Annotated in this window: 14 protein-coding genes and 2 pseudogenes; 3 read left to right on the top strand and 13 right to left on the bottom strand. The window is 72.7% G+C overall.

The features are described from left to right. Positions 1 to 28: 28 nt before the first annotated feature. The 4 genes from ACZ4QV_RS18230 to ACZ4QV_RS18215 form a co-directional block, all read right to left on the bottom strand. Positions 29 to 1,363: an LCP family protein gene (locus ACZ4QV_RS18230; RefSeq protein ID WP_361160109.1), complete on the bottom strand. Its 1,335-nt coding sequence runs from the start codon at positions 1,361 to 1,363 to the stop codon at positions 29 to 31. Between the two features lie 223 nt (positions 1,364 to 1,586). Continuing rightward, the gene (locus ACZ4QV_RS18225) at positions 1,587 to 1,841 is read right to left on the bottom strand and encodes a hypothetical protein (protein WP_361581064.1); all 255 of its coding nucleotides are present in this window, start codon (positions 1,839 to 1,841) and stop codon (positions 1,587 to 1,589) included. A 153-nt stretch (positions 1,842 to 1,994) separates the two neighbouring features. Next, positions 1,995 to 2,960: a M56 family metallopeptidase gene (locus ACZ4QV_RS18220; protein WP_361160078.1), complete on the bottom strand. Its 966-nt coding sequence runs from the start codon at positions 2,958 to 2,960 to the stop codon at positions 1,995 to 1,997. A gap of 8 nt (positions 2,961 to 2,968) precedes the next feature. Beyond that, a complete protein-coding gene (locus ACZ4QV_RS18215) occupies positions 2,969 to 3,502 on the bottom strand; it encodes a BlaI/MecI/CopY family transcriptional regulator (RefSeq protein ID WP_467763115.1) in 534 nt (177 codons plus the stop codon). Positions 3,503 to 3,672: 170 nt separating this feature from the next. Between ACZ4QV_RS18215 and ACZ4QV_RS18210 the strand changes: the two genes are divergently transcribed. Beyond that, the gene (locus ACZ4QV_RS18210) at positions 3,673 to 4,248 is read left to right on the top strand and encodes a TerD family protein (protein WP_073765654.1); all 576 of its coding nucleotides are present in this window, start codon (positions 3,673 to 3,675) and stop codon (positions 4,246 to 4,248) included. Between the two features lie 81 nt (positions 4,249 to 4,329). On the opposite strand, the gene ACZ4QV_RS18205 is transcribed toward ACZ4QV_RS18210, so the two are convergent. Together ACZ4QV_RS18205 and ACZ4QV_RS18200 are read right to left on the bottom strand one after the other, a co-directional pair. Continuing rightward, positions 4,330 to 4,785: a tellurite resistance TerB family protein gene (locus tag ACZ4QV_RS18205; protein ID WP_031005144.1), complete on the bottom strand. Its 456-nt coding sequence runs from the start codon at positions 4,783 to 4,785 to the stop codon at positions 4,330 to 4,332. A 235-nt stretch (positions 4,786 to 5,020) separates the two neighbouring features. After that, positions 5,021 to 6,403, bottom strand: a complete 1,383-nt coding sequence (locus ACZ4QV_RS18200; RefSeq protein WP_361160080.1) for an alkaline phosphatase — start codon at positions 6,401 to 6,403, stop codon at positions 5,021 to 5,023. A 379-nt stretch (positions 6,404 to 6,782) separates the two neighbouring features. On the opposite strand from ACZ4QV_RS18200, the gene ACZ4QV_RS18195 reads away from it, so the two are divergent. After that, the gene (locus ACZ4QV_RS18195) at positions 6,783 to 7,355 is read left to right on the top strand and encodes a DUF6344 domain-containing protein (protein ID WP_361581069.1); all 573 of its coding nucleotides are present in this window, start codon (positions 6,783 to 6,785) and stop codon (positions 7,353 to 7,355) included. Positions 7,356 to 7,581: 226 nt separating this feature from the next. Here the strand turns inward: ACZ4QV_RS18195 and ACZ4QV_RS18190 are convergent. The 4 genes and pseudogenes from ACZ4QV_RS18190 to ACZ4QV_RS18175 form a co-directional block, all read right to left on the bottom strand. Beyond that, positions 7,582 to 9,762: pseudogene (locus ACZ4QV_RS18190) on the bottom strand (MFS transporter). Between the two features lie 115 nt (positions 9,763 to 9,877). Then, entirely contained in the window at positions 9,878 to 10,480 is a 603-nt protein-coding gene (locus ACZ4QV_RS18185) for a GNAT family N-acetyltransferase (RefSeq protein WP_361581072.1), read from the bottom strand. Positions 10,481 to 10,625: 145 nt separating this feature from the next. Beyond that, positions 10,626 to 11,936 carry a sensor histidine kinase gene (locus ACZ4QV_RS18180; protein WP_361581075.1) on the bottom strand — a complete coding sequence of 437 codons (1,311 nt, stop codon included), beginning with the start codon at positions 11,934 to 11,936 and terminating at the stop codon, positions 10,626 to 10,628. Positions 11,937 to 12,111: 175 nt separating this feature from the next. Continuing rightward, entirely contained in the window at positions 12,112 to 12,831 is a 720-nt protein-coding gene (locus tag ACZ4QV_RS18175) for a response regulator transcription factor (RefSeq protein ID WP_361581295.1), read from the bottom strand. A 333-nt stretch (positions 12,832 to 13,164) separates the two neighbouring features. Here ACZ4QV_RS18175 and ACZ4QV_RS18170 point away from each other — a divergent pair, with 333 nt between their 5' ends. Next, positions 13,165 to 14,154 (top strand): D-alanyl-D-alanine carboxypeptidase family protein, encoded by a 990-nt coding sequence (locus ACZ4QV_RS18170; protein ID WP_467763114.1) that lies wholly within the window; start codon positions 13,165 to 13,167, stop codon positions 14,152 to 14,154. Positions 14,155 to 14,312: 158 nt separating this feature from the next. Here ACZ4QV_RS18170 and ACZ4QV_RS18165 read toward each other — a convergent pair whose 3' ends face one another. The 3 genes and pseudogenes from ACZ4QV_RS18165 to ACZ4QV_RS18155 form a co-directional block, all read right to left on the bottom strand. Then, positions 14,313 to 15,098, bottom strand: coding sequence for a 4'-phosphopantetheinyl transferase family protein (locus ACZ4QV_RS18165; RefSeq protein ID WP_467763113.1), 786 nt, complete (start codon positions 15,096 to 15,098; stop codon positions 14,313 to 14,315). Next, positions 15,095 to 16,057 carry an alpha/beta hydrolase gene (locus tag ACZ4QV_RS18160; RefSeq protein ID WP_361160095.1) on the bottom strand — a complete coding sequence of 321 codons (963 nt, stop codon included), beginning with the start codon at positions 16,055 to 16,057 and terminating at the stop codon, positions 15,095 to 15,097. Before ACZ4QV_RS18160 ends, ACZ4QV_RS18165 begins: the two co-directional genes overlap by 4 nt. Positions 16,058 to 16,060: 3 nt before the next feature. Further along, positions 16,061 to 16,466, bottom strand: a pseudogene (locus tag ACZ4QV_RS18155) (biotin/lipoyl-containing protein); the annotation flags it as partial.

The following is a 16,466-nucleotide window of genomic DNA, read 5'->3' as shown; positions in this document are numbered from 1 at the left end:
CGGCCCGTCGTGCCGCCCCCCGGAGCCGTCAGCCCGTCGTGCTGAACCCTTCCCCGACCGTCAGTGTCACCACGCCAGGACCGGCGGCCGTCGCGTCCGCCGACTTCTCCGTCTTGACGCCCGCGAGCCGGGCGGAGAGGACCTTGGCCTGCGCGTCCAGCGACGCGGGGTAGGTGATGGCCGTCTCGCTGGTGCCGGGGGGCGCGTTGTCGGTGGAGACGACCGTGAAGCCCATCTTGCGCAGGGCCGCCGCCACCTCGGCCGCGTAGCCGGTCCTCCCCGTGCCGTTGAGGACCCGTACCTTCACCGAGCGCGCCGTGACGAGCTTCTTGCCTTCGGCGGCCAGCTTGTCCTTGTCGACCTCCTTGTCGTGCGCCAGGTCGCTGAAGAGGCCGCCGGCCTGCGGGTACTGCCACACCACGTTCGCCTTGTCGGTGGGCACGTCCGCCTCGCGCGGATAGTTCGGCACGGTCAGGAACGTGAGCCGGTCGCTGGGGATGTCCTTGACCGTGGAGGCCAGCTCGGACAGCGGTTTGACGCCCGCCAGCTCGTTGTCGGTGGTGATCGACTTGGTGGCCGAGTCGAGGAAGTCGTACAGCGCGCCGGGGCTGGTCAGCTTGGACTGCGCCTTCTCGCCGAGCGCCTTCATGAATTCCTGCTGGCGGCCGATCCGGCCGAGGTCGGAGCCGTCGCCGACGCTGTAGCGGGTACGGACGTAACCGAGCGCCTTCTCGTCCTGGACGTTCTGGCAGCCCGCCTCCATGTCCAGGTGGGCCTTCTTGTCGTGGATCGCGGTCTTCGGGCAGACCTTTATGCCCCCCAGGGCGTTGACCATGCCCTTGAAGCCCTGGAAGTCGACCGAGACGAAGTGGTCGATGCGCAGCCCGGTGTTCTTCTCGACGGTCTTGATGGTGCAGGCCGCCGCGTTGGCGACGTCACCGCTCTCGCCGCCGATGGTGAACGCTTCGTTGATCTTGAAGTGGTGGGGCTTGGACTTCCGGCCGTTGCCGCTGTCGCAGGACGGGATGGACACCCAGGAGTCCCGCGGGAAGGAGACGGCGGTGGCCCACTCCCGGTTGGCGGCGATGTGCAGCACCATCAGGGTGTCCGACTGCATCGTCTCCAGGTTCTTGCCGTACTTGGCGTTGGCGCCCGCACGGCTGTCCGACCCGACGACGAGGATGTTCTTGGAGCCGGGGCTGAGGTTGGCGGGGCGGTCGCCGCCGAGCCGGCTGCCGACGTCCGCGCCGTGGATGTTGCCGTCCAGCTTGAAGTAGACCCAGCCGCCCACCCCGGCCGTGATCAGCAGCAGGACGCCGATGATGCCACCGGTCCAGGCGAGGATGCGCCCGCGCCGGGTCATCCGGGCCTTGCCGGGCCTGCGCCCGCGGCCGGAGCCGGCGGCCCGGCGGGAGCCGCCGGAGCCCGCACGGGCGGCCCGGCGGGAGCCCCCGGCGGGGCCGGTGCGGCCCGAGGAGCCGCTCCGGCCCGCGGGGCCGGAGGTGACGGAAGTGCCGGTCTGGCCGGAGGGTGCGCCCCGCCGGGGCCGGTGCCTGTCTTGCACGCTCTATGGTCCTTCTGGTGCGTCAGATGCCCGCGCTCGGCAGAACGAGAATCCGGTCGGGGTCGTACGGAAACCACTGCGGGCAACTGCCGCCGCTGCCGCGCATCGTACGCAACCTGCACCACAGTTCGCCTGCCCCGTCCCGCCACCAGGCGGTGATGCGGCCCAATTCCCACCCGCCGTCGGGGTGTTGCAGCTCCACCGGCTGGTAGACCCACTGCACCTCCGCCTCCGGAGGGGGACCGCCTCCCGGCGAGGGCCCGGACTTCGTCGTCATCTCCCCCTGCCACCACGTCGGTTGCGCATGTTCCGGCGCACTCTACAGTCCGGCTCTACAGGACTGTAGAAGAGAGTGGGTGTGGGGCGAATCACACAGGGGTGGGGCGGAAAGGGGGGTGGGACGGGTCGGCGGAGGCCGGTGGACGGGGCGTCAGAGCGGGGTGGCCGCCTTGAGGACGAGGAAGAGGGCGACCGCCGCGTTCAGTGCGGAGAGCGCCGAAGCGGCGGTGCCGGCGGCCGCGACCAGGGCGGCGAGGCCCGCCGGGGTGAGAGCCGGCGGCCAACTGCGGGCCGGGGGCACCGGGCCCAGGAGGGCCGCCACCCGGCGCGGTACGGGGCCCGGTTCCGGGGTGGCGAAGCCCGCCAGCGCGGGCCCTGGCGTGGGCCGGGAGACGAGCGCGGCCTTGCCGACGGCCCGCGCGGTCAGCCGCCGGTCGCCCACGGCCCGCGCCGCTTCCTCGTCGGCCCAGCGCTCGGCGCTGAAGGCGACCGCCGTACGCAGCGGCCGCAGCAGCGGATTCGCACAGCCCGCCAGCCGTACGGCGAGCTGGAAGCGGTGGTGGCGCTCCGTCAGGTGGGCTCGCTCGTGGGCGAGGAGGGCGCGGCGCTCGTCGCTGTCCAGGCTGCGCAGCATGCCGCGGGAGACCGCGATCCGGCCGGCCCGCGCGGGTCTGCCCGGGCGCGCGGGCAGGCCGGGGACGGCGTAGGCGTACGGGGAGTCGTCGGGCAGGACCGCCAGTTCCGTGGCGGACGGCAGGCCGTCCAGCGCGCGGTGCGTACGGGAGCGGACGCGGTAGTGGCGGCGCAGTTCGGTACCGCCGGCCGTCAGGACGGCGGCGAGCGCGGCGATCGCCGCCGTACCGGCCACCTCGGCGAACGGCACCGCCGCGCGCACCTCCGGGTCGGACCATCCGTCGGGCAGCGGGTTGCCGGGGAGCTGGGCGGTGCCCACCACCATCAGCAGCCCCAGGCACAACGTGCTGCACACGCCGAGGACCACGGACAGGGCGGTCAGCAGGCGGGTGGTGCTGCGCGGGTGCAGATGCTGCCCGGCGAGGCGGGCGATCGGCAGCGCGGTCAGCGGCAGGACGAGCGGGAGGAAGACGAAGACGCCCATGGGTCAGTTCAGTCTCCGTGCGGGGGACGGTCCGGGCCGGGTCCGGGTCCGGGCCCGGTGGCGTCGTGGCCGGGGTCCTCGCCGGTGGCGCGCTCCAGCAGGGTGCGCAGCAACTGTTCGTCCTGGGCGGAGAGCGCCGAGACGAAGCTGGCCAGGACGGCGTCCCGGTCGGACTCGCTGTCCAGGACGCGGCGCATCCGCAGCGCGGCGAGCCCGGCCTCGTCGGCGGCCGGGGTCCACACGTAGGAGCGGCCGGCGCGTTCACGGGTGACGGCCTTCTTGGCGTGCAGACGGGAGAGGATCGTCATCACCGTCGTGTACGCGAGGTCGCCGCCGAGGTGGTCCTGCACCCAGGCGGCGGTGGCCGCGCCGGGCGCCTGGTGCAGCGCGGCGAGCACCTGCGCCTCCAGCTCGCCCTGGCCCCGGCGGCGCGCGCGGTCGCGGCCGTCCGGGTGGGCGTCGCATCCGTCCGTACGGCCGCCGGGTCCGCCCGTATGGCCGCCGAACCTGCCCGTACGGCCGTCGGAGGGGTCCCCGTTCATCGCCGTCGCCTCCCGTTCGTACCGCATGCCCCGCGCGGCGGGGGCGTCGCCGCATCCTACTGAGCAGCGCGGGAACGCGTCCCGCTCCCCGTTCGTCATCTTCTACAGCACTGTAGATTTTGTGGCCCGCCGCACAGGGGAGGCCACACCCCGACCCGGGAGGAACATCCATGGGAGTCTCGCTGGCCAAGGGCGGCAACGTCTCGCTGTCGAAGGAGGCGCCCGGCCTGACCGCCGTGACGGTGGGCCTCGGCTGGGACGTCCGTACGACCACCGGTGCCGACTACGACCTCGACGCGAGCGCCCTGCTGTGCAACGAGTCGGGCAAGGTCGTCTCGGACCGGCACTTCGTCTTCTACAACAACCTCACCAGCCCGGACGGCTCGGTCCAGCACACCGGCGACAACCTGACCGGTGAGGGCGAGGGCGACGACGAGTCCGTCAACGTGAACCTGGCGGGCGTGCCCGCCGAGGTCTCCAAGATCGTCTTCCCGGTGTCCATCCACGACGCGCAGTCCCGCGGCCAGAGCTTCGGCCAGGTCCGCAACGCGTTCATCCGCGTCGTCAACCAGGCGGACGGCGCCGAGCTGGCCCGCTACGACCTGACCGAGGACGCCTCCACCGAGACCGCCATGGTCTTCGGCGAGCTGTACCGGCACGGCACGGAGTGGAAGTTCCGCGCCGTCGGCCAGGGCTACGCGTCCGGACTGGCCGGCATCGCGGCGGACTTCGGCGTCAACGTCTGACCCGGGCCCGGACGGGAGCGGTACGACGGCGGGCCCGCGGCGCATGTGCCGCGGGCCCGCCCGTCGTACGACGCGGTCCGGTCAGAGGTCGAACTCGGCCGGCGGGATGTCCAGCGCGTAGCAGACCTCGCGCACGACGGCCTGCTCGGTCTTGTCGAAGTCGCCGTCGGCGCCGCCGATGACGATGCCGATCTGGATGACGGCGCGCGCCTCGACCGGCTTCTTCTTCACCTTGCCGATCTCCTGCATGAGGCCGACCTTGCCGAAGTCGAAGTCGGCGGTCAGCTTGTCCAGGTAGGTGTCGAAGCGGCGGCGCAGATCGTCGGCGGCGAAGTTCTGCAGCACCTCGTTGGTGGCGATGAGCTGGGCCACCCGCTGCCGTTCGGAGGGGTCGACGTGTCCGTCGGCGGCGGCGACGAGCGCGCACATCGCCATGCTCGCGTCCCGGAAGGCGCCGCTCTTCAGTTCGTTCTTCTTCGCGACGAGCTGGGTCTGCATCGTCTGGGCGGAATCCTTGATCCGGTCCCACAGAGCCATGTGGATCTCCTTGTCGTTCCCGCGTGGTGCCGCGCATCACTGCTGGTCGAGTAATGCGCAAGCAAAATCTACAGCCTTGTAGATTCTGGCGCGCCAGGGTGGGGGTGCGGACCGGTACGGCCCTGAACGTGCGGAGGGCCGGGGCATCGGCCCCGGCCCTCCGCATTCCCCCGCTCCCCCGTTCCCCGTGCAGCCCCCCGGGAGATTCAGGTGGCCTCGGCCCGCTGTCTGCCCGTCAGCGCAGCCGCAGCGCGGTGCGAAGGGTGCTGAAGAGCTGCGTCTGGTCGGTGACACCGAGGACGCGGTACGCCTGCGGACCCTGCGCGGCGATCCGGACCTGCGTACCGGTGTGCTCCTGCGACTTGCCCGGCGTGTTCGTCGAGTAGTTGACCTTCAGCTTGCCGCCCTCGTCGGTGACGAGCGTCGAGGAGAGGCCGGGCGGGTTGGCGTCCAGCGGCACGATCTGGCTGGAGTGGCCGTGGTCGGCGGTGGTGACGACGAGGGTGTCGGGGTGCTTGGCGGCGTAGTCCCGCGCCACCTTCACCGCGCGGTCGAACGCCGCGGTCTCGCCGATCTGCCCGCAGGGGTCGGCCGCGTGGTCCTGCTTGTCGATCGAGGCACCCTCGACCTGGAGGAAGAAGCCCTTGTCCCGGCCGTGGCCGCGCTGCGCCCGCTGCTTCTTCTCCAGCAACTGGATCGCCTTGGCCGCCTGCTCGTCCAGGGCGGGCGTGCCCTTGGACCGCTGCGGGTTGCCGGTGGTGCAGCGCTGCGGGTCGGTGCCGCCGACGGCGGCGGGCTTGCCGGTCCACTCCACGGGCACGTTGCCCGGCGCGAAGAGGCCGAGCACCGGCTTGCCGTGCGCGACGCTCTCGACCCGCTTGAGCGCGTCGCGGTCGGTGACGACCTGGTAGCCCAGCTTGCGGGCCTGCTCGGCCACCGTCAGACCCTTGTACGGGCCTTCGGTGATCTTCTGGTCGAAGCGCTGCTTGCCGCCGCCGAGGAGCACGTCCACCTTGTGGTTGACGCTCTGCTCGGCGATCGAGCCGGGGCCGCCCTTGCTGATCCTGTCGGTGGGGCACTTGGCCATGTCGGCCGGGCCCTGGCAGCTACGGTCGGTGGCGTGCGAGGCGAGCACGGCCGGGGTGGCGTCGGTCAGCTCGGCGGTGGTGACGGAGCCGGTGGCGTAACCGTTCTTCTGCGCCAGCTCCAGGATCGTCGGCAGCGCCTTGTCGGTGTCCGGCGTCTTGGAGATCCGGCCGTTGACCGTCTTGTGGCCGGTGGCCCAGCCGCTGCCGCTGGCCGCGGAGTCGGTGACGTAGTCCGGCTTCTTCCGCTTGTCGACGGCGTACGTGGTGTACGTGCCGGTCATCGGGAACTTGTCCATGTTCAGCCGCCCCGCGGCCCCCACGGTGTAGTCCCGGGCGAGGGTGATCTCGCTGTCGCCCATCCCGTCGCCGATCAGCAGGATGACGTTCTTCGCCGCTCCGCCCCGGACCGCCCGCTCCGCCTGGTCCGCTGACCCGAACGCGACGGCTCCCGCGGGTACGGCCGCGGCGGTGGCGAGCACCACGGCGGCACCGGTGATGACGCTGCGGCGGGACAGGCGCAGTCTTCGCATGAGCTCTCCTCTTCGTACGCCGGCCGGATGCCGACGCTGCGAAGCCCACCAGCCCACGGTGAATGCCGGGTGACCACCACACGGCGCCTCGGCCGCTGCCACCCCAACGGAGGGCGCGGAGAGGGAAGCGGGCGCGGCGCGGTGGGCACGGGGCGATGGGGCGGCGCGAGCCGGGTTCGGCCGACCGGGTGGTGTTCATCCGAAGAACGGCGAATCGCGGCGGCCGGTGCTCGTGTTCCGGCGGCGTCTACACATCATGAGGAAAGTACGCAAATCGGTCATCGGGACAAGCGTCTCACCGGCGCTGTGCCACCGCCGCACCGCGGCGCAGCCCGACGGCCCGGAACCACCGCAGGACCGAGCAGAGAAGAGAGGGATCATGGCCGCCACCAAGGTCACGAAACTCTGGACCGCCTTCCTCGTCGTCATCGTCAAGTTCCTCGCCGCACTGGGGTTCCGCACCCCCGCCGCGGCCTCCTCCGTGGCCTTCGCCACGATCCCCGCCCCCGCCGAGGGGGAGACGCGCGGCACGGCCGCCGCGCCCGCCGCCGACGGGGCCGGGCGCGCGCCCGGGGCGAGGGAGGCGACCGCGCCGCCCGGCAGCAGGACGCACGCGGCGTCGCGCCCGGCACCGGACGCGGCCCGAAGCCCGCACGCCGAGCCCGACTTCGGGTACCCGGGCACCGCGCCACTGTTCGCCACGTCCCGGACGATGTACGGGCGGACCCTGCCGCCGACGATGAAGCAGCGCATCCGTGCCGAGGCGCACGGCGCGGCACCCAGCTCCCGTTGCGTGCAGGCCGACGCCTTCGACGCCCCGTACGCGGCGTCGCACCCGGCCCCCTACAGCGCTCCCGTGGGCGCGCCGCCGGCCCGTGCCGCCGCGGTGCCGTCGCCCCGCGGCGCGGTGCCCGCCGCCCGTCGGCCCGAGCGCGTCCTCTGCCCGGCCTGAGCCGTACGGAGTACGCGCGGGCCGAGCCGGGCGTTCCGAGCCGGGCGTTCCGGGCCGTGCCGAGCGCGGGCCCGATCCGTACCGGGCGCGGGCCTGAGCCGCAACCGCGTGAGCCCGTGAGTCCTGGCGCCAGTGAGTCCTGGAGCCGCTGGGCCCCGGAGCCGTACGGCGCAGGTGACAACGGACGCACCGGATACCGGCAGCAGCCCCTCCGGCCCCGACCGGCTTACGGAAGCGGCCTCCTGGCAGCCTCGTGGGTGAGGTCGAGATCGAGGCGGCGTTCCCGGTCACCGGCGGCGAGCGTGACCCGCTGGGCGTGCGGCGGGCAGCCGGCGGCCGTCAGCGTGTAGGCGCCGCCAGCGAGACCGGTGAAGGCGAAGGTGCCGTCCGGACCGGTCACGGTGTGGACGGCGGGTGCACCGCCCTGATCCTGAAGAGTGACGGCGGCGTCCGGCAGCGGACGTCCGTGCGGGTCCCGTACGGTGCCGCGGACCGCGGCCGCCGGGTAGAGCCGGGCATCCTGACGTGCGGGTGTGCCGGGAGACATGAGCGAGCGTGCGAGCGGGCGGTGACCCGCGGCGCTCAGTACCAGGGTGACGTTCCCGGGCGGGAGCCCGGTCAGTTCCCAACCGCCCTGCGCATCGGCCGTCGTGGTGGCCACGACCGCGCCGTGCGCGTCGGTGAGGACGACGCGTCCGCCGTCGAGCGGGGTGCCGTCGGCGCCTCCGAGCAGGGTGCCGTGGATGCGGTGGGAGCCGGACCTGGGCGGGGTGACGAGGGTCGACGCGGGCGTGGTGGCGCCCGCGGGATCCGTCCGTCGCCCGCCGTCCGAGACGCCGCCCTCCCCGTAGCCCTTCCCGCCGCCCGGCGCGACCAGTTCGAAGTCCCCGCTCTCCTCCCCGCCGCGCGCCAGCAACTGCGGGCGGGACGCCGTGCGCTGGGACGGCAGGAACGCCGCCAGGACGAGCCCGACGGCGACCGCGCCGGTGGCGATGGCGAACGAGGTGCGGAACCCCGCCAGGGTCGGCACCGAACCCGTCCCCGCCGGGGCGGACATGCGGGCCAGCACCATGCCGATGACGGCGCTCGACACGGACGTGCCGATCGAGCGCATCAGGGTGTTGAGGCCGTTGGCGGCGCTGGTCTCCGACGGGTCGACGGCACCCACGATCAGGGCGGGCAGTGAGGAGTACGCCAGGCCGATGCCCGCGCCGACGACCACCGAGATGATCACGGTCTGTCAGGCGGCGCTCATCAGGCCGAGCCCGGCGCCGTACCCGACGGCGATGACCAGCATGCCGAGCATGAGGGTGGCCTTGGGGCCGCGCCGGGCGGAGATCCGCGCGTACACGGGGGCGGTGAGCATCATCGTCAGGCCGAGCGGGGCCACGCACAGGCCCGCCACCACCATCGACTGGCCCAGGCCGTACCCGGTGGACGCCGGGAGCTGGAGGAGCTGCGGCAGGACGAGGGAGATCGCGTAGAAGGCGACACCGACCATGATGGACGTGAGGTTGGTGAGCAGGACCTCGCGGCGGGCGGTGGTGCGCAGGTCCACCAGCGGGGCGGCGACGCGGAGTTCGTAGAGGCCCCACAGGAGCAGGAGGGCGACCGCGCCGCCGAAGAGCCCGAGGGTGGTGGGCGAACCCCAGCCCCAGTCACTGCCCTTGGTGATCGGCAGCAGCAGGCAGACGAGGCCACCGGTCAGCCCGATGGCGCCGAGCACGTCGAACCGGCCGGTGGCCCGTACGGAGGTCTCGGGTACGAAGGCCACGCTGAGCAGCATGGCCAGCACGCCCAGTCCCGCGGCGCCGAAGAACAGCGCGTGCCAGTCGGTCTGCTGGGCGACCAGGGACGCGGCGGGCAGCGCGAGGCCGCCGCCGACGCCGATGGACGAACTCATCAGCGCCATGGCCGAGCCGAGGCGTTCCCGGGGCAGCTCGTCGCGCATGATGCCGATGCCGAGCGGGATGGCGCCCATGGCGAAGCCCTGGAGCGACCTGCCCACCAGCATCGTGGCCATGTCAACCGTAAAGCCGCAGATCAGCGAGCCGAGGACCATGAACGCCAAGCTCGTCAGCAGCATCCGCCGCTTGCCGTACAGGTCACCGAGCCGGCCCATGACGGGGGTGGCGACGGCGCCGGTGAGCAGCGTCGCCGTCATCACCCAGGTGGCGTTGCCCGGGGCGGTGGCCAGGAGGGCCGGCAGGTCCTTGATGACCGGTACGAGCATCGTCTGCATGACGGCGACGACGATGCCGGCGAAGGCGAGTACGGGGACGACGGCGCCGCTTCCGGTCCGCCGGGCCCCGTCGGGTGCGTCAAGGGCTGCTTCGGTGGGGTCGGGCAGGGGATGCGCGGCGGTGGGCGCCGGTTCCCCGGCGCGCTGTTCCGTCGTCTGCGGCATGCGTGCGGCCTCCGGTGGGTGCAAGTGGATGCCCCCTGAACGTTTTTGCCGCGACGGGCATTCCAACGCCCGCTGAAAAGCCGCCGCACAGCCGCGAGCGAGGGCGAACTCCCGGTCAGGCCCCAGTCTTACGCGTCATCGCCCAGGCGCGGGGGCCGCCGTCGGGGAGCGAGCACTCGGCGGTGACCTCGAATCCGAGGTGTTCGTAGAAGCGCACGTTGCGTTCGTCGGAGGTCTCCAGGAAGGCGGGCACTCCCGCCGCCTCGGCGGCTTCGAGTCCCGGGCGGATCACCGCGCTGCCCAGACCACGGCCCTGGCACCCGGGGTGGACGCCCACCGAGCCGAGGAACCACACGGGTTCGCCGGGCCGGTGTCCGCTCATGGCGGCCTCGGCCCGCGCGGACGCTTCGGCACGGTCCCCGGCGATCTCCGCGAAGCGTGGGCCCAGCTCGGCGAAGACATCGCCCGCCGCCGAGGTCTCCGGGGTGGTCCACACGGCCACCGCGTCGCCGTCGTCGGCCACCCACACCCGGCCGTGGTCCAGCCCGATCCGGGTGACGAACAGTTCGTTGAAGCGGTGCAGGCGGGCGGCGTGGTCGTCGGCCGCGATGGTGTGCCGGGTGAAGGGGTAGTCGGCGAACGCGCGGTCCAGCGTGCGCAGGACGCGGGGTACATCGGCGCGGGTGCCGGGCCGGACTGCGGGGCGGTGCGTGGTCACAAGGGTCTCCTGTTCGGTCACGTCTCAGGTAAGGACAAGGAGCTGTGGCGTCGCAAGTGCCCGGAATCCGACGGCCGGTTACGTGCGCCGAGGCGCGTGACGTACGGCTGTTCCCTCCGCCTCGGCACACCGGCGGGGCACAGGCTCAGGACATGACCGTCAACGCGCAGGGCACCTGGAAGCTGACGATCGTCGGGCCGCCCGCCGGACTGCTGATGCCGAGGGTGCCGTCGAAGGCGGCCAGCCGCCGCTGGATGCCCTGGAGGCCGCTGCCGTGCTCCGGACCCGCGCCGCCGTTGCCGTCGTCGGTGACGCCTACGACGAGCGCGCCGGAGCGGTACTGGATGTCGATCAGCACCCGCTGCGCGCCGGAGTGCTTGGTGGCGTTGGTCAGCAGCTCGCAGACGGCGAAGTAGGCGGCGGACTCCACAGCAGGCTCCGGACGGGACGGCAGGTCCGCGGTCACCCGGACCTGGAGGCGGCTCTCCAGGGCGAGTGAGCGGACGGCGTCCACCAGGCCGCGGTCGGCCAGTACCGGAGGGTGGATGCCGCGGACGAGGTCGCGCAGTTCCTCCAGCGCGCGTATGGAGGCGTCGCGGGTCTCGGCCAGCAGCGTACGGACGGCCTCGGGGTTCTCGTCCAGGAGCGATTCGGCGGCGCTCAGCTTCATGCCCATGGCCAGCAGCCGGGCCTGCGCCCCGTCGTGCAGGTCGCGCTCGATGCGGCGGATCTCGGCCGCGGACGAGTCGACGGCATCGGTGCGGGTGCGGGCCAGATGCTCCACCCGCAGGCCCATCTCGGCCTTGGCGGTCGGCGCCAGCAGGGAGCGCGTGATGCGGGCGTGCAGGCGCAGCACGTACGGGGCGATCAGCAGGCCGACGGGGATCTCGGCCAAGCCGAGGCCGGCGGCGATCCAGGCGCTCTCCTGGCCGCGTACGGGCACGAACAGGTACCAGGTGCCGTCCCAGGCCCCGGTCACCGGCTCCCAGACGAACGGCAGCGCCATCCCGAACAGGCCGTGCGCGAGCATTCCGAACGGGACGATCGCGAGGAGGCCCGTCACGGTGACGGCACACTGCGCCCACAGCACGTCGCGCCAGGTGGCGCTGTCGGTGAAGACCGCTTCGCAGCGGCGCCGAGCACCCTTCCAGCCGCTCTCCGCACGGGGCGCGGGCCGGTACGGCTCGGCGATCGGCACCCCCGTCTTCCCGGTCAGGCGCCGCTGCGCGCCCGCGGCCCGGCGCAGGGCCGCGACCAGGCCCGGCACGAGGAACAGGCCGAACCCGAGCAGCACCAGGGACATCCCGGCGAGGGCGACCCAGGCGAGGACGACGGCGAGCACACCGAGGAAGAACATGCTCAGGCCGCGCCCCATGGCCGACCAGCCGGCGGTGAACCAGTTGCGTCCCTGGCGCACATCCTGAACGTCGCTGCCCGGACCTGGACCTTCGGCCATCTCACTCGTCTCCGTGTCGGTGCGCGTGCCCGGCCCGGGGCCCGGGGTCGGGCGCCCGGTGCGGGGCGTGCGCGGCGTCGTACGCATACGGATTCGCATCCGCACCCGCATCCCTTACTCGTCCCTCACGCGTCCATCGTCCGACGCGCGGCGCAGGTAGTCAGTGGTGCTGGCCCTACTTCCGCGCGGTGACCGCGGCGGCGGCCACCGCCGGCCGGGCCGGGGCGTGGTGGTCGTCATGGTCGTGATGCACGTAGGTCAGATACGCCAGGACCGCCTGCACCCGGCGGTTGTCGTCCTTGGACGGCAGTAGCCGAAGCTTGGTGAAGATGCTGTTGATGTGTTTGTCGATGGCCTTGCCCGTGACGAACAGCGCATCGGCGATGGCGGCGTTCGACCTGCCTTCGGCCATCAGACCCAGTACCTCCAGCTCGCGCCGGGTGAGAAGGTCCAGCGGCTCGCGGCGCGGCCCGTTGCGCAGCAGCCGCTCGACGACCGCGGGGTCCATGGCCGTACCGCCGCCCGCGACGCGGCGCACCGCGTCGAGGAACTGGCGGCTGTCGAGCACCCGGTCCTTGAGGAGGTAGCCGACCGCTCCCGCGCCGTCCGCGAGCAGTTCACGGGCGTACAACTGCTCCACGTACTGCGAGAGGACCAGGACGGGCAGGCCGGGGACGCGGCGGCGGGCCTCCAGTGCGACCTGGATGCCCTCGTCCGAGAAGGCCGGCGGTAGCCGTACGTCCACGACGGCCACGTCGGGCCGCTCGTCGAGCAGGGCGCGCAACAGCTCCGGGGCGCTGCCGACGGAGGCGACGACCGTGCAGCCGTGGGCGGTCAGCAGGTGCTCCATGCCCTCCCGCAGGAGGAACAGGTCTTCCCCGAGGACGACGCGCATCATGGACCTCCCCCCTCGCGACGCCCCCTTCGCGGACACCGCCCCCGACCTACGCAGCGCCCCCCACGACGCCACTCCTACGCCTTGCCTACGCCTTCCTACGCCTCCCCGGATTCGGACCCAACCCCAATCCTCCGACACCTCAGGGGCAATCCGGTACAGACCGGCGGTATCCGGCAAACCGCCGTCTTACTTCCGCAAGTCGCGCGCCCGGCGCGGTGGCAGGGACCGGCCCGGCGGTGACGTAACCCCGGTCATGGAGTTGGATGTAGAGGGCATCCTCTGCAGGCTCGTCCCGCACGGGAACACAGTTCGACCAGCAGCACGACAGTTATGGAGCGTTCCAACTTGACTGCCCGAGTCCTGACTTCGCGAGTGGCGGCCGTCGCAGGCGGCGCCCTGCTCGCCCTCTCCCCCCTGACCGCGCAGGCCGCTCAGGTCACACCCCCCACGCAGAACGCACCCGCCGCCCACACCTTCCAGACCCCGCGGCCCACTCAGACCGCACCCGTCATCGCGGCCAAGGGTGCGAGCCTGGTCGACGGCGCGTCCGGCAGGTCCCTCTTCGGCAAGGAGGCGGACACGGTCCGCCCCATCGCCAGTACGGCGAAGATCATGGCCGCCTCCGTGGTGCTCGACACCAAGGGCGTCGACCTGGAGCGGCGGGTCCCCGTCAAGCAGGAGTACCGGGACTTCGTCACCCAGCACGGCTCCAGCACCGCGGACCTCCAGACCGGCGACAAGCTCACCGTCCGCCAGTTGCTCTACGCCGCCCTGCTGCCCTCCGGCGCGGACGCCGCCTACGCCCTCGCCGACACCTTCGGCACCGGCAGCACCAACGACGAGCGCACCGCCTCCTTCATCGCCCAGATGAACCAGAAGGCCGGCGAACTCGGACTCGACCACACCAAGTTCACCTCCTTCGACGGGGCGGGCACCGACGCCAGCACCCCCAGGGAGCTGGTCGAGCTCGCCCGCCACGCCATGCGGAACGAGACCTTCCGCACGGTCGTCAAGACCAAGCAGTACAAGGGTGAGGCACCCGCGGCCAACGGCCGCACCCGCTACTACACCTGGAACAACACCAACCAGCTGCTCGGCTCCTACGACGGCGTCATCGGCATCAAGACCGGCACCACCACCCCGGCCGGCGACTGCCTGGTCTTCGCCGCCACCCGCGGCGACAAGACCCTCTACGGCACCGTCCTCAACAGCAAGGACCGCTACGCCGACGCCGCCAAGCTGCTCGACCACGGCTTCGGCACCCCCAAGTCCAAGACGATGAAGCTGCGCGCCCTCCCGGCGAACACCCAGCGCGACTGACCGGCCTACCGGTTCCGGTACGAGGGGGCGCGGCTGCTGACTCGGCCGCGCCCTTACTCGTTGCAACAAGCTGCTGGTGGCCTGTGGTTTGTTCCAGTTCTTGCCGCCCTTACCGCTGTGAGCGGTTGGGCCCGTGCCGGCGACGCAGTGCCCGCGCGTCACAAGGGCTTCGTGGCCGTCGGGGCCGGAGTGGTGGGGTGTGGGACGGTGACTGCGGTGAGGATGAGGTTGTGGTGTGCCAGCCAGCTGCCGGTGAAGAGACGGGGTGGGGCCGGGGCGTCGGGTACCGGGTCCGTCGTGGGCAGGGGGCGGGCGTGGAAGGTGCCTGTGTGGGGTGGGATGCCGGTGGACGAGGCGGTCCTTGCGGAAGGGCAGTGGAGGCGGACCTGGAGGTGCTGGGGCCGTAGCGGGCGGTGGGTCAGGGGGAACCACGCCTTGTAGACCGACTCCTTCGCGCTGAAGAGGAGACGGTCGTGGTGCACACCGGGGTGGTGGGGGCAGGGGCGGAGGCTGTCGCGTTCCTCGGGCAGGGCGAAGGCGCGCAGGACAGCGGGGGACAGGGGCTCGTTGGGCTCGGCGTCGATGCCCAGGGACAGGAGGTCGGCGCTGTGCGCCAGGGCGGCTGCGCAGTAGCCCTGGCGGTGGGTCATGCTGCCCACGATGCCTGCGGGCCACTGGGGGGCTCCGTGCGGCCCGGGCAGTACCGGGGCCGGTGGGGCGCCGAGCGCGTGCAGGGCACGGCGGGCGCAGGCCCGGACCAGGGCGAATTCGCGGCGGCGTTTGGCGACGGCGTGCTGGAGGTGCGCGAGTTCCTCGGGGTGCAGGACGGCGCTGGGGTCTTCCTGCTCGGCACCGAGGGCAGAGCCCGGGAGGCCAGAGGCGTGGCCGGGGGCGGCGAGGACTTCGGCGGCGCGGACCGTGGGAGGAAGCAGGGACGCGATCACGGGTACGGGACGGGCTGCGGGGCGTTCGGTACGCCGTGTGCGGTGCGCGGGGAGTGCTGTGCCAGGTGCGTGGCGAAACCGTCGAGGGCCCGCAGGTGGTACGTGCGGGCGGCCCACCCGAGGCTGAGGTTGTGGCCGGCGTCGGGCTGACGCTCCACCTGGACGGGCGCGCCGGCGAGTGCGCCGCGTATCTCGTCCACCGCCCGTGCGTCGTGGCACCACCAGCGTTCGTGCTCGGCGAAGGTGAGACGGACCGGGACGCGGATGCGCGGGGCGAGCCGCAGGAAGGCTTCGGGCCAGCTCAGGGCGTCCGCCGTCTCCCGTGCGGGCATCGGCGTCACCAGGTCGCGGCTGGTGGTGTGGGTGCGGGCGGGATAGAGGCGGAGCGGACCCCAGTGGAACTGCCAGGCCGCGCGGCCGTCGCGGCCACGGAGGGCCTTCTCGGCGCCGGGGGCGTAGCGGTGGCCGCAACCCGAGACGTCCACGCCGAGGAGGCCGTCGGCGGGGTGTTCCGCGGCGTGGGTGAGGGCCAGTTTGCCGCCGAAGGAGTGCGCGAGCAGGAACACGCCGGCCCCGGTCGTGTACCGGCGGCGGATGGCGTCGAGCGCGCTGCGGAGGACGGCGGACTGTTCGGGCAGGGACAGCCCGTCGGGGAAGGCGGCGGCGGACAGGCCGTAGCCGGGGCGGTCCAGCGCCAGGACGGAGAAGCCGAGCTCGGCGCCCAGGGTGAGCAGGGAGAGGCCGGGGTGGGCGGGGCCGTGGAAGTACCCGGCGCGCATTCCGGCGCCGTGCAGCGCCACGACCATGGCGCGGGGCGGCCCGGAGACGGGAGCGCAGTGCAGTCCGGAGAGCCGGACGCCGTCGGCCTGCACGACGACCTGGCGTACGGGGGCGAAGGGCGGGGCGCCTAGGGGCGGGACCGGAGGGAAGCCCGACGGCGGGCAGACGAGGTCGGTCACGGTCTACTCCTTGACGTCGCAGATCGGGGACCCGGCGGTGACGGACGCGCCGGCTCCGGCGGTCAGGCCCACGATCGTGCCGGCCTTGTGGGCGGTGATGGGCTGTTCCATCTTCATCGCTTCGAGGACGACGACGAGGTCGCCTTCGGCGACCTGCTGGCCTTCCTCGACGGCGACCTTGACGATGGTGCCCTGCATGGGGGAGGCGAGGGTGTCGCCGGAGGCGGCGGAGCCGGACTTCTTGGCGGCCGTGCGCTTGGGCTTGGCGCCGCCGGCGACCGCGGCGCGGGCCAGGGGCATGCTCAGGGAGGACGGGCAGCGAGACTTCCAGGCGCTTGCCGCCGACCTCGACGACGACCGTCTCGCGGGTGTCGGGCTCGGTCTCGTCGGTGCCGGGTGCGGCGAACGG

The organism is Streptomyces sp. NPDC026394 (assembly GCF_055567735.1).
Note: the sequence above shows the minus strand (reverse complement) of the source record. Positions and strands in the feature narration are given on the sequence as shown.